Annotated in this window: 21 protein-coding genes; 16 read left to right on the top strand and 5 right to left on the bottom strand. The window is 56.4% G+C overall.

The features are described from left to right. A complete protein-coding gene (locus tag AFL22_RS10970; protein WP_052271401.1) occupies positions 1-324 on the top strand; it encodes a phage repressor protein in 324 nt (107 codons plus the stop codon). Between the two features lie 46 nt (positions 325-370). Here the strand turns inward: AFL22_RS10970 and AFL22_RS10965 are convergent, their stop codons facing one another. The 3 genes from AFL22_RS10965 to AFL22_RS10955 form a co-directional block, all read right to left on the bottom strand. Next, positions 371-658, bottom strand: coding sequence for a type II toxin-antitoxin system HicA family toxin (locus tag AFL22_RS10965; protein ID WP_052271400.1), 288 nt, complete (start codon positions 656-658; stop codon positions 371-373). Between the two features lie 11 nt (positions 659-669). Beyond that, positions 670-969, bottom strand: coding sequence for a hypothetical protein (locus AFL22_RS10960; protein WP_052271399.1), 300 nt, complete (start codon positions 967-969; stop codon positions 670-672). Positions 970-1,609: 640 nt separating this feature from the next. Beyond that, positions 1,610-2,545 (bottom strand): formate/nitrite transporter family protein, encoded by a 936-nt coding sequence (locus AFL22_RS10955; protein ID WP_010671426.1) that lies wholly within the window; start codon positions 2,543-2,545, stop codon positions 1,610-1,612. 242 nt (positions 2,546-2,787) lie between these two features. Here AFL22_RS10955 and ccmA point away from each other — a divergent pair, with 242 nt between their 5' ends. From ccmA to mlaA, 10 genes are all read left to right on the top strand, one after another. Next, entirely contained in the window at positions 2,788-3,405 is a 618-nt protein-coding gene (gene ccmA, locus AFL22_RS10950) for a cytochrome c biogenesis heme-transporting ATPase CcmA (protein ID WP_052271398.1), read from the top strand. Further along, positions 3,405-4,064 (top strand): heme exporter protein CcmB, encoded by a 660-nt coding sequence (ccmB, locus tag AFL22_RS10945; protein ID WP_010257910.1) that lies wholly within the window; start codon positions 3,405-3,407, stop codon positions 4,062-4,064. The genes ccmA and ccmB overlap by 1 nt, the downstream gene beginning before the upstream one ends. 68 nt (positions 4,065-4,132) lie before the next feature. Continuing rightward, positions 4,133-4,873, top strand: coding sequence for a heme ABC transporter permease (locus AFL22_RS10940; RefSeq protein ID WP_031590561.1), 741 nt, complete (start codon positions 4,133-4,135; stop codon positions 4,871-4,873). Continuing rightward, positions 4,870-5,103 (top strand): heme exporter protein CcmD, encoded by a 234-nt coding sequence (ccmD, locus tag AFL22_RS10935; RefSeq protein ID WP_052271397.1) that lies wholly within the window; start codon positions 4,870-4,872, stop codon positions 5,101-5,103. The genes AFL22_RS10940 and ccmD overlap by 4 nt, the downstream gene beginning before the upstream one ends. Next, entirely contained in the window at positions 5,100-5,585 is a 486-nt protein-coding gene (ccmE, locus tag AFL22_RS10930) for a cytochrome c maturation protein CcmE (RefSeq protein WP_010671430.1), read from the top strand. Before ccmD ends, ccmE begins: the two co-directional genes overlap by 4 nt. Continuing rightward, positions 5,582-7,540 (top strand): heme lyase CcmF/NrfE family subunit, encoded by a 1,959-nt coding sequence (locus AFL22_RS10925; RefSeq protein WP_052271396.1) that lies wholly within the window; start codon positions 5,582-5,584, stop codon positions 7,538-7,540. Before ccmE ends, AFL22_RS10925 begins: the two co-directional genes overlap by 4 nt. Continuing rightward, on the top strand, positions 7,537-8,094 hold the full coding sequence (locus AFL22_RS10920; RefSeq protein ID WP_052271395.1) for a DsbE family thiol:disulfide interchange protein: 558 nt from the start codon (positions 7,537-7,539) through the stop codon (positions 8,092-8,094). The genes AFL22_RS10925 and AFL22_RS10920 overlap by 4 nt, the downstream gene beginning before the upstream one ends. Then, entirely contained in the window at positions 8,091-8,543 is a 453-nt protein-coding gene (locus AFL22_RS10915) for a cytochrome c-type biogenesis protein (RefSeq protein WP_022625093.1), read from the top strand. Before AFL22_RS10920 ends, AFL22_RS10915 begins: the two co-directional genes overlap by 4 nt. Next, positions 8,543-9,754, top strand: coding sequence for a c-type cytochrome biogenesis protein CcmI (gene ccmI, locus AFL22_RS10910; RefSeq protein ID WP_052271394.1), 1,212 nt, complete (start codon positions 8,543-8,545; stop codon positions 9,752-9,754). The genes AFL22_RS10915 and ccmI overlap by 1 nt, the downstream gene beginning before the upstream one ends. 150 nt (positions 9,755-9,904) lie before the next feature. Beyond that, positions 9,905-10,669: a phospholipid-binding lipoprotein MlaA gene (gene mlaA, locus AFL22_RS10905; RefSeq protein WP_010257927.1), complete on the top strand. Its 765-nt coding sequence runs from the start codon at positions 9,905-9,907 to the stop codon at positions 10,667-10,669. A gap of 136 nt (positions 10,670-10,805) precedes the next feature. Here the strand turns inward: mlaA and fadL are convergent, their stop codons facing one another. Continuing rightward, entirely contained in the window at positions 10,806-12,089 is a 1,284-nt protein-coding gene (gene fadL / locus AFL22_RS10900; protein WP_010671434.1) for a long-chain fatty acid transporter FadL, read from the bottom strand. A 358-nt stretch (positions 12,090-12,447) separates the two neighbouring features. Here fadL and AFL22_RS10895 point away from each other — a divergent pair, with 358 nt between their 5' ends. The 4 genes from AFL22_RS10895 (at position 12,448) to sixA (ending at position 17,016) form a co-directional block, all read left to right on the top strand. Beyond that, positions 12,448-12,744, top strand: coding sequence for a YfcZ/YiiS family protein (locus AFL22_RS10895; RefSeq protein ID WP_010671435.1), 297 nt, complete (start codon positions 12,448-12,450; stop codon positions 12,742-12,744). A 158-nt stretch (positions 12,745-12,902) separates the two neighbouring features. Then, positions 12,903-14,213, top strand: coding sequence for an acetyl-CoA C-acyltransferase FadI (gene fadI, locus AFL22_RS10890; RefSeq protein WP_052271393.1), 1,311 nt, complete (start codon positions 12,903-12,905; stop codon positions 14,211-14,213). Next, the gene (gene fadJ, locus AFL22_RS10885; protein WP_052271392.1) at positions 14,213-16,309 is read left to right on the top strand and encodes a fatty acid oxidation complex subunit alpha FadJ; all 2,097 of its coding nucleotides are present in this window, start codon (positions 14,213-14,215) and stop codon (positions 16,307-16,309) included. The genes fadI and fadJ overlap by 1 nt, the downstream gene beginning before the upstream one ends. 224 nt (positions 16,310-16,533) lie before the next feature. Next, positions 16,534-17,016: a phosphohistidine phosphatase SixA gene (gene sixA / locus AFL22_RS10880; protein WP_010257941.1), complete on the top strand. Its 483-nt coding sequence runs from the start codon at positions 16,534-16,536 to the stop codon at positions 17,014-17,016. A 29-nt stretch (positions 17,017-17,045) separates the two neighbouring features. Here sixA and smrB read toward each other — a convergent pair whose 3' ends face one another. Next, entirely contained in the window at positions 17,046-17,594 is a 549-nt protein-coding gene (smrB, locus tag AFL22_RS10875) for an endonuclease SmrB (RefSeq protein WP_052271391.1), read from the bottom strand. A gap of 159 nt (positions 17,595-17,753) precedes the next feature. On the opposite strand from smrB, the gene prmB reads away from it, so the two are divergent. Continuing rightward, positions 17,754-18,686 carry a 50S ribosomal protein L3 N(5)-glutamine methyltransferase gene (gene prmB, locus AFL22_RS10870; protein ID WP_052271390.1) on the top strand — a complete coding sequence of 311 codons (933 nt, stop codon included), beginning with the start codon at positions 17,754-17,756 and terminating at the stop codon, positions 18,684-18,686. The last annotated feature ends 33 nt before the right edge of the window (positions 18,687-18,719 follow it).

Genomic DNA, 18,719 nt, shown 5'->3' with positions numbered 1-18,719 from the left:
ATGGGATTTCCTTCACCGGCCAATGATTACATTGAGCAGCGCCTTAACCTGAATAACATCCTGATGCCGAACCCGGCCAACATGATTCGTGTTGATACACCAGAAGGATTCGTGCTTGTTGATCGCTCGTTAGCTGCTAAGCCTGGCGACACTGTCGCGTTCCAGTTTGATGACCACCCACAGATTGGGAAATTGTTCAGTTCAGGGGTTATTACTCAGGACGGTGAAACGATTGACGGAGAAGGGCTGGAAGGAATTGTCGTGCTAGGGAAGGTGACTGCTGAGGTTTTAACGGTTTATGAGCCATACAGGCCGATAATCTGAGGGTAAAATTAGATATGCGGTAAAAAGCAGTTCTAAAAACTGCTTTTTACTCAGAAGCAGGCACCACGACATCATCTAAGCTTGCAGTTCCCCTGCACAGAGCATGGAATTTACGGGCATCCATACCAGCTTGCCTCGCCATAGATTTAATCAAATCCCTTGAAAAGGGAGCATGGTGTTTATCTACGGTGACAACCCATTTTGTATTGTCACCGTATTTTATCCATTGCTCGTGGGACGTGCCTGTTTTGGGCTTCATTTCAAAGCCCAGCGCCTTTAAACCGGCTATGACTTCGCTGTATTTGAGGGGTGTTAACTTTTTAGCGAAGAGCATCAATGCAACCTCTAAACAGCAGCGTTACAAGGTTCATTGAAGAGAGTGGCCTGATCCTGCTTACGGAAAAACATGATCGCAGCGATGTACCAATATTTTAACCATAAGGAAACTGGTGCCTTACGGTTTAGCAAAAGTTGTCTTGCGTACTTCGGTTCGGCTTTTGCTTCTTCAATCAAAGCTTCCATATGCTCTTCAAGCTTAACTTTCGCTTCTTCAAGAGTGTCGCCCTGCGCCGCTAAAGACCAATCAAGACAAATGGCAACGAATACGCCATCCTGCCTGTAAGCCATGCAACGTAAAGTTTTCATCTCTAATCTCCTTTCTGACCCACATGTGGGAGTCGGACCGCAATTGTACCGGAACGAAACAACTACGCAAGCGTCTGAACATCAAATGCGACAATTCGCAAAAGCTTCGGTACCTTTAATGTGGGTACCGAGATACATATCGGCGCGCTTCCTTAAAACATTAGCTCAAAATTTCCTGCAAAGCTCAATCCAGCCAGCCATTTGGAAATAATAATTATTATGGAGGATTTTATGTGTACAAGATTGGGTACAATTTTATTGGGATTTATTGAAATAATTTCAGTAAAAAGAGTTAATTATTCCTTTTGGTATCTTAGTCCATTTAACTAAGAGGACAGCGGCGCGCAGTATAGCGCAAACAGGCCGTGAGATTCACTACGTCGCCGTCCGTTTGCTCATTCCGCCAGCAATTCCGGTTTTCTGCACGCGCTAACGTTACGTGCAGAAAGCGGAAACAGCTGTACTGAAGTCCGGGATGTCATCCAGACTGAAGCGGCACCCCGACTCTTAAATCTTCACTCCCTCTTTACAGCAGCCACTTCCAGTAAACGTTTTTCAGACGCCCGCCTGGCAAATCGCCTTCAGCAAACAGACCAGAAAGGCAGACAGAGCGGTTCAATCTGCTCTGCCTGCCCTGGATTTACTCAGCCTTTTCCTGCTCTTCGCGCTGGCGACGTTTCTCCTGCTTCTTCTTCTCAGCCTTGGCTTTAGCCACGGCCGCTTCGCTCATGTCGTTGCGGATCTGCGCGTGGCTGATCAGGGCAAAAATCAGCGTGCCGCCGGTAATGTTGCCGAGCAGCGTCGGCAGGGCAAACGGCCAGAAGAATTCATACCAGCTGATGCTGCCATTAAAGACCAGATAGAGCACTTCCACCGATCCCACCACGATATGCGCCAGATCACCCAGCGCAACCAGCCAGGTCATCATCACAATCACCAGCAGTTTGGCACCCCCCGCCGAGGGGAACATCCAGACCATGGTGGCGATAATCCAGCCGGAGATCACTGCATTGGCAAACATCTCGCCGGGCGTATTTTCCATCACCTTCATACTGATGTTGGTAAACGCCTGACGGGTAGCTTCGTCAAATATCGGCATCTCATTAAACGCCAGCGCACCCAGTGCCGTCCCGATCAGGTTACCCAGCAAGACGATGCCCCATAAACGTAATAGCAGGGCGCCATTACTCCAGGTCGGTTTGTGCATCACCGGCAGGACTGCCGTGACGGTATTTTCGGTAAACAGCTGCTGACGCGCCATGATGACGATAACAAAACCAAAGGTATAACCCAGGTTTTCAAGCAGAAACGCCCCTGGTACGCCATCCAGATGCACCTGAAATATCCCCTTCGCCATCAGCGAGGCGCCCATGGATAAGCCCGCCGCAATGGCTGACCAGAGCAGCGCCATACCATCGCGCTCCAGCTCCTTCTCCCCATCCTGGCGGATCTCTTCATGGATGGCGGCGGCGCGGGAGGGTAAAGCCTCCTCATCGACTTCGATGTCAGTGCCCTTATCCTTCTCTTCACTCTCGACGTCGTTAGGACCCTGTTCATTACCTGATGAAGGCTTCATATTTTCTCCTGGTGATAGTGCTGTCGCGTAATAAGCGTAGCCGTTTTTTATTTGCCGATAATGTAACGATCGATGCGAATAAGCGTAACAACGTTTTTCGGAACTGCATTTTTATTCAGACTGCGGGTGATACCGCACGAATAAACCCATGGCATCGAAACTGAGCGGTGGCTCACACTTCGGCCCACAGCAACATTGTGGTAATATCCCGGCCACTTTTGGCTGGTGCGATTCCCCCCTCGATGTTGGAAATCATTACGCTCACTTGTGCATACGACGAACGTGCGCTGTTCCGGCAGCTCTCATTTCGCGTCTCTGCAGGCGACATTGTGCAGATTGAAGGCCCAAATGGTGCCGGTAAGACCTCACTCTTGCGGCTGCTGGCTGGCCTGAGCCGTCCTGAACAGGGTGAAATACGCTGGCAGCAGCGGCCAATCCTGCGGCAGCGCGAAGCCTGGCATCAGGCGATGCTCTATCTGGGCCATCATCCCGGTGTCAAAGGCGTGCTTACACCGCTGGAAAATCTGCGTTTCTACCATCCTGATTGCAGTGATGCGCAGATCTTTGCTGCGCTGGAAAGCGTCGATCTCACGGGCGACGAAGAGGTGCCGGTTAGCCGGTTATCGGCGGGCCAGCAGCGGCGGGGAGCGCTGGCGCGTCTGTGGCTCAGCCAGGCCCGCATATGGATTCTCGACGAGCCGCTGACCGCCATCGACAAAGCGGGTGTTAAAAAATTAATGGCGAAATTCGCCCGGCATGCCGATAACGGTGGCGCAGTGATCCTGACAACCCATCAGGATTTGCCCGCGGATGCTGCGCGGGTGCGTAAAATTCGCCTCGGCGACGGGGAGGAAGGCTGATGCTGTTTCGCCTCATCCAGCGTGAATTACGCATCGCCTTTCGCAGCGGGGCTGATGTGATCAATCCGCTCTGGTTTTTCCTGATTGTTATTACCCTGTTTCCGCTGGGCATCGGACCTGACCCGCAACAGCTGGCGCGCATTGCACCGGGCGTAGCCTGGGTTGCCGCGCTGCTGGCGTCGCTGCTGGCGCTGGAGCGGCTGTTTCGCGATGACTTCAGCGACGGTTCGCTGGAGCAACTGGTACTGCTGCCGACGCCGCTCCCGGTAACGGTTATCGGTAAAGTAGTGGCGCACTGGCTGGTCACAGGTGTGCCGCTGATTATCCTGTCGCCGCTGGCCGCGCTGCTGCTGTCACTGGATTTTAATGGCTGGCGGGCGATGGCCCTGACGCTGCTGCTCGGCACGCCAACCCTGAGTTTTCTCGGTGCCATTGGTGTAGGTCTCACGGTGGGTTTACGGCGCGGTGGCGTATTGCTTAGCCTGCTGGTGCTGCCGCTGGCCATTCCGGTCTTGATCTTCGCCAGTGCGGCGATGGAGGCGGCTAGTCAGGGGTTGCCGATTAATGGCTATCTGGCGATTCTCGGCGCGATGCTGCTGGGCAGCGCCACGCTCTCCCCGTTTGCCACGGCGGCAGCGCTAAGAATTACTTTGCAATAACAGCCGTTGAAATAACCGCGCGTAAAAGACGCGGCAACACTCTTTTATCGTTAATGTGAGCATTTGATATGTGGAAAGCGTTACATCAGCTGGCCAGGCCCGAACGGCTCTATCAGTTTTCGGGGCGACTGGTGCCGTGGTTCGCCATCTCAGGGCTGGCGACGTTGCTGCTGGGCTGGGCCTGGGGCTTTGGATTTGCTCCCGCTGACTATCAGCAGGGCGACAGTTTCCGCATCATGTACATTCATGTGCCCGCCGCGATGTGGTCGATGGGCATTTATGCCTCGATGGCCATCGCCGCCTTTATCGGCCTTGTGTGGCAGATGAAAATGGCCGATCTGGTTTCCGCCGCCATGGCACCGGTGGGCGCGGTCTTTACCTTTATTGCGCTGGTCACCGGATCCGCATGGGGTAAGCCGATGTGGGGGACCTGGTGGATCTGGGATGCGCGCCTCACTTCGGAGCTGGTGCTGCTGTTCCTCTATATGGGCGTGATTGCGCTCTGGCACGCTTTTGATGACCGCCGCACCGCAGGCCGGGCCGCGGGTGTTCTCATCCTGGTCGGCGTAGTTAATCTGCCGATCATTCACTTCTCAGTGCAGTGGTGGAATACCCTGCATCAGGGCTCGTCGGGCATTCTCCAGCAGGCGATTGCGCCGGTGATGCGAACGCCGCTGCGCTGGGCAATCATCGGTTATCTGCTGGTGTTTATCACGCTGACCCTGATGCGGCTGCGCAACCTGATTCTGTTAACCGAACGTCACCGTCCCTGGGCGATTGATGTGGCGAAGCGGGGAGAGCAGGCATGACACCCGCCTTTTCCTCCTGGCACGCCTTCTTTGAGATGGGGGGCTACGCCTTCTATGTCTGGCTGGCAGTTGCCTGCACGCTGATTCCGCTTGTCGGGCTGACGCTGCATACCCTGTTGCTGCGCCGCCGCCTGCTGGCTGAGATCCGCCAGCGCGACGCGCGGGAATGCCGCATCCGGGCAGCGAAATCTAAAAAAGCCGCGGCTGAAGCGGCAGGAGAGACATTGTGAATACCCGTCGACGCAACCGCCTCTATGCGGCAGTGGCGATTCTGCTCGGCCTCGGCCTGGCCACCGCGCTGGTGATGTATGCGCTGCGCTCAAACATCGATCTGTTCTATACCCCAGGTGAAATCCTTTACGGCAAAGGCGAGGCGCACGAGAAGCCCGAAGCGGGTCAGCGGCTGCGCGTCGGCGGCATGGTGATGCCCGGCAGTGTCCGGCGCGATCCGAATACGCTTGCCGTGTCGTTCAAACTTTATGATGCCCGCGGCGTGGTCAGCGTCAGTTTTGAAGGCATCCTGCCGGATCTGTTCCGTGAAGGGCAGGGCGTCGTCGCACAGGGCGTGCTGGCGGCGGGCAACCAGGTAATCGCCAAAGAAGTGCTGGCGAAACATGATGAGAAATATACGCCGCCGGAGATTGAAGACGCGATGAAGAGTAATCACACCGGCCCGCAGTCGCTGTATCAGGCGGGAAATAAATCATCATGATGCCCGAGATTGGTACTTTTCTGCTCTGTCTGGCGCTGGGGCTCTCCCTGCTGCTGAGCAGCTATCCGCTGTGGGGCGCAGTGCGGCAGGATGCCCGTCTGATGGCGATGGCGCGTCCGCTGGCCTGCGGTCTGTTTATCTGCATCGCGGCGGCTTTTGCGCTGCTGGTCTGGGCCTTTATCAGCAACGATTTTACCGTCGCCTATGTCGTTACAAACTCCAACAGCCTGCTGCCGGTTTACTATCGCATCGCCGCCACCTGGGGCGCGCATGAAGGATCGCTGCTGCTGTGGGTGTTGCTGCTCAGCACCTGGACATTGGCGGTGGCGATATTCAGTCGCGGTATGCCGCAGGATGCGCTGGCACGCGTGCTGGCGGTCATGGGGATGATCAATCTCGGCTTCCTGCTGTTTATCCTGCTGACCTCGAATCCATTTGGCCGCACGCTGCCGGACTTTCCGATAGACGGGCACGACCTGAATCCGATGCTGCAGGATATCGGCCTGATCTTCCATCCGCCGCTGCTCTATATGGGCTATGTCGGCTTTTCGGTGGCGTTTGCTTTTGCTATCGCCTCGCTGATGGCCGGACGGCTGGATACGGCCTGGGCGCGCTGGTCGCGTCCCTGGACCACGGCGGCCTGGGTCTTTCTGACGATTGGTATTGTCCTTGGATCGGCCTGGGCCTATTACGAACTGGGCTGGGGCGGCTGGTGGTTCTGGGACCCGGTTGAAAATGCGTCGTTTATGCCGTGGCTGGCAGGCACCGCCCTGATGCACTCGCTGGCGGTCACGGAAAAGCGAGGCACCTTTAAGGCCTGGACCGTGCTGCTGGCGATTACCGCGTTTTCGCTGAGCCTGCTGGGGACGTTCCTGGTGCGATCCGGGGTGCTGGTGTCGGTGCATTCCTTCGCCTCGGATCCGGCGCGCGGGATGTTTATCCTCGCGTTTCTGGTGATTGTTATCGGCAGTTCGCTCCTGCTCTACGCGATTAAAGGCGGGCAGGTACGTGGTCGGGTGCAGAATGAAACCTGGTCGCGCGAATCGTTTTTGCTGGGTAATAACGTGCTGCTGATTGCCGCGATGCTGGTGGTTCTGCTCGGCACATTGTTGCCGCTGGTGCACAAGCAACTGGGCCTGGGCAGCATTTCGGTCGGTGAGCCGTTCTTCAACACCATGTTCAGCTGGCTGATGGCGCCGTTTGCGCTACTGATGGGGATCGGGCCACTGGTGCGCTGGCGTCGCGATGAGCCGCAGAAGCTGGCAAAGCGGCTGGCGCTGGCACTGATCACGACCCTGGCCTGTTCCGTCATCATTCCCTGGTGGCTGCAGGATCGCATTGAGGCGATGACCGTGGTTGGCCTGCTGATGTCACTCTGGATTATCGTGCTGACGCTGCTGGAACTGCATGAGCGCGCCACTCACCGTCATCCGTTCTTTGCCGGTTTACGTCACCTGTCGCGCAGTCACTGGGGCATGGTACTGGGCCATCTTGGGGTAGGGGTGACGGTGATCGGTATTGCATTCAGCACCCAGTACAGCGTGGAACGCGATGTGCGGATGAAGGCGGGTGATAGCATCGATATTCATCACTATCACTTTGTCTTCCGCGGCGTGCAGAATCTGCAGGGGCCTAACTACAGCGGTGGCATGGGCATCATCGATGTCACGCGCAACGGCAAACATGAAGCGACGCTGCAGGCAGAGAAACGCTTTTATACGGCCGCCCGCACCATGATGACCGAAGCGGCGATTGATGGGGGTTTCAGCCGCGATCTCTATGCGGCGCTGGGCGAAGAGCTGGAGGATGGCGGCTGGGCCGTGCGCATCTACTACAAACCCTTTGTCCGCTGGATCTGGTTCGGTGGCGCGCTGATGGCGCTGGGTGGGCTGTTCTGCCTGTTTGATCCCCGTTATCGTTCGCGCAAAAAAGCGGGAATTGAGGAGCGGACATGAACAAGAAAATCCTGTTTATTCCCCTGATGCTGTTTCTGTTGCTGGCGGCGGCGCTGCTGTGGCAGCTGACACGTAATGCCGATGGCGACGATCCGACCCGTCTCGAATCCGCTCTGATCGGTAAGCCGGTGCCGCTGTTCCGGCTGGAAGCTCTCGACCAGCCAGGCAAAACCTACGACCAGCGCGTGCTGACGGATGGTAAACCGATACTGCTGAACGTCTGGGCGACCTGGTGTCCGACCTGTCGCGCCGAGCATCAGTATCTGAATACGCTGGCGGAGCAGGGCATTCGCGTCGTCGGGCTGAACTACAAAGACGATCGTCATAAGGCGGTTAACTGGCTGAATACGCTGGGCAACCCCTACGCGCTGAGCCTCTATGATGGCAACGGCATGCTGGGACTGGATCTCGGCGTCTATGGCGCGCCGGAAACTTTTCTGATCGACGGTAAAGGGATCATCCGTTATCGCCACGCGGGCGATCTCAATGCGCGCGTCTGGGATCAGGAAGTGAAACCCTTGTGGGTGAAATACAGTGCGGAGGCGGGATTATGAGAACGCTGTTACTGCTGTGCGGCCTGCTGTTCAGCATCAACCTGTGGGCAAGCATCGACACGCTGCAATTTGACTCGGTGGCCCAGGAAGAACAATACCGCGACCTGACCGCTTCACTACGCTGTCCGAAGTGTCAGAACAACAGCATCGCCGACTCAAACGCCATGATTGCCGCCGATATGCGGCTGAAAGTCTATCAGCTGATGAAGCAGGGTCAGAGTCGCCAGCAGATCATCGACTATATGGTGGCGCGTTACGGCAATTTCGTCAGCTATTCGCCACCGGTCACGCCCTCAACCCTGGTTTTGTGGGCTGGTCCGGCGCTGTTTGCGCTGCTGGGCGGCGCGGTGATTATCCTGCGCAGCCGTCAGCGCAAAACCCGCAGTGAGCTGGATGAAGATGAGCAACAGCGTCTTAATGCGCTACTGAAGTCAGACAGGAAGCCGTAATGAGTGCATTTTGGATCACCCTTTTTCTGTTACTGCTGGCGGCCTGTACGCTGTTTCTGGCGGCGGGCTGGCGGCAACGTCAGGCCAGCACAGGCGATCGCGATCGCCTTAATCAGCGCTTCTACCATCAGCGGATAGATGAGCTGGCACAGGATGAAGATCAGGGCGTCGTCACTGAGCGTCCACTGATGGAGCGGGAGTTACAGCAGACACTGCTGGCGGATATTCCACCGGCACAGACGATGAAATCACACAGCAGCAGTCGCTGGATTTTGCTGCCAGGCCTGATCGTGCTGATTGGGGTATCGCTGGGGACTTACCTGAAAACCGGTGGCCTGGCACAACTCACGGGCTGGAAGCAGGTGCAGCAGGCGTATCCTGAGCTGCGTGCCCGACTGATGGACCCTGGCGCTAAACCGCTGAGCATGGAGGAGCTGGCGCGTTTACAGCTCGGATTGCGTACCGCGTTGCAAACGGAACCGGATAATCTTGCTGACTGGACGATGCTGGGACGGCTCGGCATGGTGCTGAATAATGCCGACATCGCCAGCCAGGCATTTGAGCATGCGCTACAGCTTGCTCCCAACGATCTGGCGCTAAAACAGGATTATGCCGAAGTCCTGACGCGATCCCCCGACCCGCAGGATAACCGTCAGGCGTCACTGCTGCTGCAGGCATTGCTTAAAGCGGATCCGCAAAACCTGCGTACGCTGAGCCTGCTGGCATTTAATGCTTACGGACAGCAGCAATATGATCAGGCTATCGACGCATGGCAGACCCTGCTGGGTCTGTTGCCGGCCGGTGATTCGCGACAGGCGATGATCGCCCGCAGCATCGAAAAGGCCAGAAGTGCCGCCGGGCAACAGAGTCGTCAACTGGCACTGACCGTGACGCTGGCACCTAAGGCAGAAAAAATGTTACCGCAGGACGGAGTGTTGTATATTTCGGTTTCTGACGGTGCTTCACCGGTGCCGGTGGCTGTTAAGCGGATGCCGCTCAGTCACTTCCCGCTGTCGCTGACGCTGGATGACAGCAACGCCATGATGCCGGATCGCCTGCTTTCGGCGCAGCATCAGGTCGAGGTCCGGGTGCGTATCTCCCGCGACGGCAGCGCCAATCCCCGGCCGGGTGACTGGCTGGGCCTGAGCGCAGTGACGCCCTGGGATGGGCATCAGCCGATCGCGGTAGAGATTAATCAGCAGCTTCCCTGAACGCATCAACTGACCGCGTTCAGGATGATGCGTGCCATTGCCTGCTGCCTCTGGCACAAAGTCAGCTATGCTCATCGGGTAAGTCGATACGATACCGGGCTGTGACCTGAACGATGGGTAGACCTTTTTCATCCGCACAGGGAGATTGGAATGAATTATCGCCTGACCAGCCTGGCTGTCGCCAGCGTCCTTCTGGTAGGTTGTGCCAGTTCAAAGCCGGCGAATAGCGATCCTGCTCAGCGCAGCGATCCGTTCGAAGGCTTTAACCGCACGATGTTTAACTTTAACTACAACGTGCTGGATCCGTATGTATTGCGTCCGGTCGCTGTGGCCTGGCGTGATTATGTGCCGGTGCCGGCACGTACCGGCCTGAGCAATTTCCTCGGCAACCTGGAAGAACCTGCCAGCATGGTCAACGCCATCCTGATCGGTAACGGACGTGATGCAGGTATTCACTTCACCCGTTTCTTCCTGAACAGCGTGCTGGGACTGGGCGGCTTCATTGACGTTGCCGGTAAAGCGAATCCGGAACTGGCGCGTGAAGAGCCGCACCGTTTCGGTACCACGCTGGGTCACTATGGCGTCGGCTACGGGCCTTACGTTGAGTTGCCTGCTTACGGCAGCTTCACGGTGCGTCAGGATGGCGGCGACTACGTTGATACGCTTTATCCGATCCTTGGCTGGCTGACCTGGCCAATGTCGATTGGTAAATGGACGCTTGAAGGGATTGAGACCCGCGCGCAGCTGCTGGACTCTGATGCAATCCTGAAACAGCAGAGCGATCCGTACGCCTTCATCCGTAACGCTTACTTCCAGCGTCACGACTTCCTGGCGCGCGGCGGCAAGCTCAAGCCGGAAGATAATCCTAACGCAGCCGCGATTCAGGATGACCTGAAGGATATTGACGCCGAGTAATCGCCCGCGATGCGCCGCCAGAGATGGCGGTTTTTGCCTCTTTGCGCAGGGCGTATGCTCCCTGAGCCATTAAGCGATCCACGTCCACAAAAAAGGGCGACTCACCAGAGTCGCCCTTTTTGATCGTAACATCCGGTCAGAACTTGTAGTTAAAGTTCGCGCCGTAGAGCCAGGCCTTGCCTTCAGAGGTAAAGGTATAAGGACCTTCTTTCACCGTCACTTTCTGTCCGTGCATATAAGAGATGCCTAAATCAACTGAGGCATCATCGTTAAAGGCGTAAGAAGTACCGGCACTCAGCCATAAACGATCCTGGTCCGGGATGGAGATAGAGCGCTTATCGGCCGGAACCGGGCTGTCATCAAACGCAATACCGGTACGGAACGTCCAGTTCTTGTCGTAGGAATAGGTCGTACCCAGTGCAATGCGGTAGGCATCGTGGAAGCTTTCATCTTTATAGAACAGTGTCTGGCCGTTAGAGCCAGTGGCTTTCAGCTCCTGGAACTGGCTCCAGCTGGTGTAAGCCATGCTGTAGTGAACCGCCCACTGCGGTGCCACTTTATGCCAGCCCGACACTTCCCACATCTCTGGCAGATTCAGCGTTAACGCGCCTGGAACGGTGGTGCCGTTGGTGCCAAAAGGTACGCCTGACACTTCCGGATTATTCACCGCATTCAGCCGGGATGAGAGATTACTTTTGTAATCGCCATCAAAATCAACTTTCACTTCTGAACGATAGGTAAAGCCGAAGCGGTTATTTTCATCCACTTCATACAGGATGCCAGCATTCCAGCCGTAGCCCCACTCATCGCCTTTCAGATGGGCCACCTGCGTATCAGCCGGAACCCCCAGCCGCGCGCCTGACTCACCGGCATAACGCTCAATTTTGGCTTTAGCGTAAACCGCATCAAAACCGATGCCTGCACTAAAATGTTCATTAAACCGATAAGCGGTGCTGAGATTTAAATTGCCGGTCATCAGGTCAGTTTTACCGCCGTAACCGCCAGCGGTGTAGCCATTATTAAACTCTGTTGCTAAGCCGTAGTTTGAGGTTGCAGATGCGCCAATCCACCACTGATCGTTGATGGGCTGGACGTAGTGAATATTGGGTACCCACTGATTAGGGGCAATATTATTCGCATCCAGGCTGCGGCCACTGGGACTGCGACCACTGATATTTACATCCGGCGCAATATAGACAGCCCCGATAGAAAATTCCGGGCGATCCATTAACGCCATTGTCGCCGGGTTACGGCTGGCAGACGCCGCGGTATCACCCATTGCCCCTTCGCCTGAATATGCGCGACCTAAACCAATCGAAGAGAATTCATTTAACTGAAACCCAGCAGCGTAAACGTGGGAAGAGACAAGCGCCACTGCAGCCGCCACGGCTGACTTTGCAAACAGGTTTTTATGGTTCATGACCACAACCTCATGTGAATTATTATTTAACGCTATAACGTCGCGTAACAAAGGACGGCGGATTGTAGGGACTGATGTAAAGCGCACATATCAGACCAGTGCGGAGAGTATAGGTCCGACCTGTGTGCATGTTGCAATATTGTTTTTAAAATATTTCAGGTTTGATCGCTTAAAATTCGATCTGCATAACAAAAAGCCCCTGATCCTGGACAGCATAACCATTCCAGTTTGTTCTGGATCAATTTTTATTGTGATATTCGTCACTTAGCAACAGGTGCGTGGCGCATCTTTCAGCGAGCAGGTAAGATTTCGTCCATAAAATCGCTCAACCTATGCAATTGCTGGTCTGGAGAATGAAATGACTGATGCCATTAAAAAATGCAGTGCGACCGAAACCGCAGCCTGTTGTTGTGTTGATGTCGGCACGGTAATGGATAACACCGATTGCACCGCCAGCTGGTCAGAATGGTTTGCGCAGCGTGCCGATGCGGAAGCGAAATTAGCGCAACTGACCGAACGTGCCCGCGAGGTTGAATCAGAACCCTGTCTGATTGAATCGCGCTTCAGCGAAGTGGATCAGGGAGTGCAGCTGGATATCGATTTCACCTTCAGTTGCCAGGCTGAAACCATGATTTTTCAGCTCGGTTTGCGTTAAGTCCCATTACGCCGCGTCACTGCGGCGTTTTTCATTTTCGTGTTTCCCTTCGCACTTTTTCCCTTCCGATATTGGCGGCTCACCCGCTTGTGGTTAACACTGATCAGGTCAGACCTCTTCAGGCAATGATGCCACAGTCCCAGCCACAGGTGAGAACAATGAGCAAAGCGCAGCCGCTGCTGACGCGTGATGGTGAACGCATCGCAATAACCCACGGATTACGCACCCCTTTCTTACGCCAGGCGACCGGCTTCCATGGCATTCCCGCCATTGAGCTGGGACGTATGGTGGTCAGCGAATTAATGGCGCGCAGTGAACTGCCGGCTGAGGTGATCGAGCAACTGGTCTTTGGGCAGGTGGTGCAGATGCCGGAAGCGCCGAACATTGCGCGTGAAATTGTATTAAGCAGCGGGCTGAGTGTGCATACCGATGCCTACAGCGTCAGCCGTGCCTGCGCCACCAGCTTTCAGGCGGTAGCGAATGTGGCAGAAAGTCTGCTGGCGGGCACCATCTCTGCTGGTATCGCCGGTGGCGCAGACTCTTCGTCGGTGTTGCCGATTGGGGTCAGTAAAACGCTGGCCCGCGCGCTGGTGGATCTCAATAAAGCCCGCAGCTTCGGTCAAAAACTGCACATCCTGCGGCGTCTGCGTCCGCGTGATCTGCTGCCGGTCCCGCCCGCAGTGGCGGAGTATTCGACCGGCCTGCGCATGGGCGACACTGCGGAGCAGATGGCTAAGAGTCACGGCATCACGCGCGAAGCACAGGATGCGCTGGCGCTGCGATCCCATCAGCATGCCGCAAGGGCCTGGCAATCCGGGGTACTGAATCAGGAAGTCATGGCAGCCTTTGTGCCGCCGTGGAAAAGCGCCATCGATCAGGACAATAACGTGCGGATGAACGCCAAAGCGGAGGATTACGCCCGACTGCGTCCGGCATTTGATCGCCAGCACGGCAGCGTCACCGCGGCCAACAGCACGCCTCTCACCGACGGCGCGGCGGCAGTGATTCTGATGCGCGAGGGCCGCGCCCGTGAACTGGGCATCAGGCCGCTGGGCTATCTGCGCAGCTACGCCTTTACCGCCATTGGTGTGCAGCAGGATATGCTGCTGGGCCCGGCTTACGCTTCACCACTGGCACTGGATCGCGCCGGCATAGCCCTGGCCGATCTGACGCTGATCGATATGCATGAAGCTTTTGCTGCCCAGACGCTGAGCAACCTGCACATGTTTCGCGACGAGCGCTTTGCCCGTGAGGTGCTGAATCGGCCACATGCGCTAGGCGAAGTGAATGAAGAGCGCTTTAACGTGCTGGGCGGATCGATCGCCTATGGTCATCCTTTTGCCGCCACGGGTGCGCGCATGATCACCCAGACGCTGAATGAATTACGCCGTCGCGGTGGCGGGTTAGGACTGGTCACGGCCTGCGCGGCAGGCGGCCTGGGTGCGGCAATGATTCTGGAGGCCGAATAATGGAGCAGAATGCGTTTCATCTGAAGATGCGACTGGATCACGTCGGCATCATTACGATCGATGTCCCTGGTGAGAAGATGAACACCCTGAAAGCGGAATTTGCCGGGCAGATCACCGCCATCATTGCGGAAGCGCGACGCGATCCGCAACTGGCTGGCCTGGTGCTGATTTCCGGCAAAGCGGACAACTTCATCGCGGGCGCAGACATCAGCATGATTGACCGCTGTAAGAGCGCGCAGGAAGCCGAAGCGCTGGCAAAACAGGGCCAGGAAGTAATGGCTGCGCTCGACGCGCTGCCGTTCCCGGTGGTCGCGGCAATCCACGGCGCCTGCCTCGGTGGCGGGCTGGAACTGGCGCTGGCCTGTGATGCCCGTATCTGCTCGCTGGATGATAAAACCCGCCTCGGTTTGCCGGAAGTGCAACTCGGCTTACTGCCAGGCTCTGGCGGCACTCAGCGGCTGCCACGCTTAATCGGCGTGCAGCAGGCGCTGCCACTGATTCTGACTGGCAAAGCCCTGCGGGCGAAACAGGCCCGTAAGCTGGGCGTGGTCGATGACGCGGTGCCGCAGGCGATTCTGCTGGAGACCGCCATTGCCCGGGTGAAAAAGGGCAAGATTAGTGGACGAACGCTGCCGCTGCGCGATCGTCTGCTGCATGGTCCGGTTGGCCGTCAGGCGCTGTTTGCGCTGGCGACCCGACAGACCGCAGCCAAAACGCAGGGTAACTATCCGGCGGCAAAACGCATTATTGAGGTGGTGCGCATCGGGCTGGAGCAGGGAAGTCGGGCCGGACATGAGGCTGAAGCACGCGCTTTTGGTGAGCTGGCGATGACGCCAGAATCTGTTGCGCTGCGCGGGATCTTTTTCGCGACTACGGCCATGAAAAAGGAGCGGGGCGGTGAAGCGGAACCCGGCACCGTTAAGCGTGTTGGTATCCTCGGCGGCGGCCTGATGGGCGGCGGCATCGCCAGCGTCACCGCAATCAATGCCGGGTTGCCGGTACGCATTAAAGATATCAGCCTGGAAGGGGTGAACCATGCGCTGAAAACCAGCTGGGAACTGCTGAGCAAAAAGGTTAAACGCCGCCAGCTCTCTCCGGCACAGCGTCAGCAGCAGATGGCACGTATCACGGGCGGCATCGATTATCAGGGCTTCTCACAGCGCGACGTGGTAATTGAAGCCGTATTCGAAGATTTAGCCCTGAAGCAGCAGATGGTCAGCGAAGTGGAGGCACACTGTCAGCCGCATACGCTGTTTGCCTCAAATACCTCTTCGCTGCCGATTGAGGCGATCGCCGCCGGCGCCCAGCGTCCTGAGAACGTCATCGGGCTGCACTATTTCAGTCCGGTAGAGAAAATGCCGCTGGTGGAGGTGATTCCTCATCTGAATACCTCTACCGCGACGCTGGTGACGATTGTGGCGCTGGCGCGCAGCCAGGGTAAAACTCCGATTGTGGTGGCGGACAAGCCTGGCTTCTATGTTAACCGCATCCTGACGCCCTATATAAATGAAGCGATGCGCTGCCTGCTGGAGGGCGAACCGATTGACCATATTGATCGGGCGCTGGTGAAGTTTGGTTTCCCGGTCGGCCCGATTCAGCTGCTGGATGAGGTCGGTATCGACGTTGGCAGCAAAATCAGCCCCATCCTGTATCAGGCTTATGGTGAACGCTTTGCCGCGCCAGCCGCTTTTGATGCGGTGCTGAAAGATGGCCGCAAGGGACGTAAAAACAGCAAAGGCTTTTATCGCTATGACCAGCCGCGCTGGCAGCGTAAAAAACCGGACGCTTCGCTGTATACGTTGCTGAAAGTCTCGCCGCAGGCCAGGCAGAGTGAAGCGCAGATTGCTGAACGCTGCGTGATGATGATGCTGAACGAAGCGGCACGCTGTCTTGATGAGCAGGTGGTTCGCTGCGCCCGCGATGGGGATATCGGTGCGGTGTTTGGCATCGGCTTTCCGCCTTTCTTAGGCGGCCCGTTCCACTACATGGACAAACTGGGCGCGGCGGAAGTGGTCAACAGATTAACCCGGCTTGCGCAGCAGCATGGCGAACGATTCACACCCTGTGAGGCGCTGATTCAGGCGGCTGCAAAATAGACGAAATTTTACATTTCTGCTGAAAATGGAATAACCAATCCGATTCAGCGGCTTAGAAAAGCGCCGCCAGAGTGTGCGGCGCAGCATGATTCTGAGAAGTGCTTATTTAATAAACAACCGGTTGACTATACTAAAGCCATTAGGGTAAAACACAGCGTTCATTCGCAGAGTGAAGAGTCAGGCGCTACGCGTCGGGCGATGTCGACAAACAACAGCGGTGCTTTATGCAAGTTTTTATCATGCGTCACGGCGATGCGGCTCTGGAAGCAGCAAGTGATTCAGTCAGGCCTTTAACCTTATGTGGCTGCAATGAATCACGTCAGATGGCCAACTGGCTTAACAGCCAGACGCCGGACATTGAGCGTGTCCTGGTGAGTCCCTATTTACGCGCGCAGCAAACGCTCGCGACCGTGCGTGAAGCCTTTCCCCTGCCGGAAAGCCAGGACGTTCTGCCGGAATTAACGCCGGGCGGCGATCCGGAGATGGTCGGGTGTTATCTGCAGGCCCTGGCGAATGAAGGCGTGAAATCGGCTCTGGTGATCTCACATTTACCGTTGGTGGGGTATTTAGTCTCTGAACTGTGCCCGCAGGAAGCACCGCCAATGTTTGCCACTTCCGCTATTGCCTGCGTGGAATTCGATCCCGCGGCGAGTGCCGGTAAACTGCTGTGGCAGGTCAGTCCCAAAAAGCTGGCTAAAGCAATCTGACGTCTGTGGGCCGATCATTCCGGCCCCTCTCAGGGCAATTCAGGCGGTTGCCACTCCTCAATCTCAATCAAAACCAGCAGCGCGGCGTCACCGCCGAACATTTTGGGTGCCTGATGAAAAGCCATCACCCACGGATGCTGGGCCAGCCACAGCGGCGTCTGCTGCTTCAGAATATGCTTTCCATGACCGGTCATGACGCTGGCGCAGAACAGATGTTCACGGCGACAGGCGGCGATCAGTGCACCCAGTTCCTGCTTGGCCTGCTGCTGCGTTAAGCCGTGCAGATCGAGGAAAATCTCTGGCGTATAGTCGCCACGACGTAATTTTTTCAGCTCAAAATGGCTGACATCGGCGCGCACATAACGGGTGGCACCTTCCGTTGAGAGCAGTGGCTGAAACTCATCCGAAAAGTAATGACTGTTGTCCGCCTGCTCTGAAAGCAGACGCTTTACCGGAATGTGGCGGGTTTTAACCGGCGCTTTGTGGACAAACGTGTCCTGTTTTAACTGGCGTGTACCCGTCATTAACTGGCGAAACAGCGCCTGGTCATCCGGGCTTAGTGGTATTTTTTTACTCATGGCAGGTCAGTCATATCAGAAAAGGCTGTCACACAGCAGAGCCGATACCTTACCGTTAAGCGTCATTAAATGTCAGCTTTTTCACCTCGCTGCGCTGAATTCTCCCCGGCTTCATGGCACACTACTGGCCGATTTAGCAAAAGGCCTGCGGAGGGCTACGTGGACAAAATTTTCGTCGATGAGGCAGTGAACGAACTGCACACCATTCAGGACATGCTGCGCTGGGCGGTCAGCCGCTTTTCCGCTGCCGGAATCTGGTACGGACATGGCACAGACAATCCCTGGGACGAAGCCGTTCAACTGGTCCTGCCGTCACTCTGGCTGCCGCTGGATATTCCTGAAGATATGCGCAATGCGCGTCTGACCGCCAGCGAACGTCTTCTGATCGTTGAGCGCGTCATTCGTCGCGTTAACGAGCGCATTCCGGTCGCCTATCTGACCAATAAAGCCTGGTTCTGCGGCCACGAGTTCTTTGTTGATGAGCGCGTGCTGGTGCCGCGTTCACCGATTGGCGAACTGATTGAGAACCGCTTTGCCGGTCTGGTCAGCACGCCACCCCATCATATTCTGGATATGTGTACCGGCAGCGGCTGCATCGCGATTGCCTGCGCCTATGCCTTCCCGGAAGCGGAAGTGGACGCGGTGGATATCTCCACCGGTGCGCTGGCGGTTGCCGAGCAGAACATTGAAGAACATGGCCTGATTCATCAGGTTACGCCGATTCGCGCTGACCTGTTCCGCGAATTGCCACCGCTGAAATATGATCTGATCGTCACCAATCCGCCGTATGTTGATGCGGAAGATATGGATGATCTGCCGAACGAATATCGCCACGAACCGGAGCTGGGGCTGGCGGCAGGCAGCGACGGCCTGAAGCTGGTACGCCGCATTCTGGCCTGTGCACCGGATTATCTCAGCGAGCAGGGCGTCCTGGTCTGCGAAGTGGGCAACAGCATGGTGCACATGATCGAGCAGTATCCCGACGTGCCCTTTACCTGGCTGGAATTCGACAACGGCGGTGATGGCGTCTTTACGCTGACGCGCCAGCAGATTGTCGACGCAAAACAGCATTTCTCTTTTTACAAAGACTAAAAGTGGGGCGAAGCATCGCCCGCCGAACCCTGA

The organism is Pantoea sp. CFSAN033090 (assembly GCF_001264395.1).
Lineage (GTDB): Bacteria > Pseudomonadota > Gammaproteobacteria > Enterobacterales > Enterobacteriaceae > Pantoea > Pantoea agglomerans.
The sequence above is the reverse complement of the archived record's forward strand: the minus strand, read 5'-3'. Positions and strand labels throughout refer to the sequence as shown.

Bases quoted from the DNA above. Each gene is read 5' to 3' on its own strand.
- ccmA (WP_052271398.1), top strand. From the start codon at position 2,788: ATGTTGGAAATCATTACGCTCACTTGTGCATACGACGAACGTGCGCTG.
- ccmI (WP_052271394.1), top strand. From the start codon at position 8,543: ATGAGTGCATTTTGGATCACCCTTTTTCTGTTACTGCTGGCGGCCTGT.
- sixA (WP_010257941.1), top strand. From the start codon at position 16,534: ATGCAAGTTTTTATCATGCGTCACGGCGATGCGGCTCTGGAAGCAGCA.
- AFL22_RS10895 (WP_010671435.1), top strand. From the start codon at position 12,448: ATGACTGATGCCATTAAAAAATGCAGTGCGACCGAAACCGCAGCCTGT.
- smrB (WP_052271391.1), bottom strand. From the start codon at position 17,594: ATGAGTAAAAAAATACCACTAAGCCCGGATGACCAGGCGCTGTTTCGC.
- AFL22_RS10965 (WP_052271400.1), bottom strand. From the start codon at position 658: ATGCTCTTCGCTAAAAAGTTAACACCCCTCAAATACAGCGAAGTCATA.
- AFL22_RS10960 (WP_052271399.1), bottom strand. From the start codon at position 969: ATGAAAACTTTACGTTGCATGGCTTACAGGCAGGATGGCGTATTCGTT.
- AFL22_RS10925 (WP_052271396.1), top strand. From the start codon at position 5,582: ATGATGCCCGAGATTGGTACTTTTCTGCTCTGTCTGGCGCTGGGGCTC.
- fadL (WP_010671434.1), bottom strand. From the start codon at position 12,089: ATGAACCATAAAAACCTGTTTGCAAAGTCAGCCGTGGCGGCTGCAGTG.
- AFL22_RS10920 (WP_052271395.1), top strand. From the start codon at position 7,537: ATGAACAAGAAAATCCTGTTTATTCCCCTGATGCTGTTTCTGTTGCTG.
- fadJ (WP_052271392.1), top strand. From the start codon at position 14,213: ATGGAGCAGAATGCGTTTCATCTGAAGATGCGACTGGATCACGTCGGC.
- AFL22_RS10955 (WP_010671426.1), bottom strand. From the start codon at position 2,545: ATGAAGCCTTCATCAGGTAATGAACAGGGTCCTAACGACGTCGAGAGT.
- fadI (WP_052271393.1), top strand. From the start codon at position 12,903: ATGAGCAAAGCGCAGCCGCTGCTGACGCGTGATGGTGAACGCATCGCA.
- mlaA (WP_010257927.1), top strand. From the start codon at position 9,905: ATGAATTATCGCCTGACCAGCCTGGCTGTCGCCAGCGTCCTTCTGGTA.
- AFL22_RS10970 (WP_052271401.1), top strand. From the start codon at position 1: ATGGGATTTCCTTCACCGGCCAATGATTACATTGAGCAGCGCCTTAAC.
- AFL22_RS10915 (WP_022625093.1), top strand. From the start codon at position 8,091: ATGAGAACGCTGTTACTGCTGTGCGGCCTGCTGTTCAGCATCAACCTG.
- AFL22_RS10940 (WP_031590561.1), top strand. From the start codon at position 4,133: ATGTGGAAAGCGTTACATCAGCTGGCCAGGCCCGAACGGCTCTATCAG.
- ccmD (WP_052271397.1), top strand. From the start codon at position 4,870: ATGACACCCGCCTTTTCCTCCTGGCACGCCTTCTTTGAGATGGGGGGC.
- ccmB (WP_010257910.1), top strand. From the start codon at position 3,405: ATGCTGTTTCGCCTCATCCAGCGTGAATTACGCATCGCCTTTCGCAGC.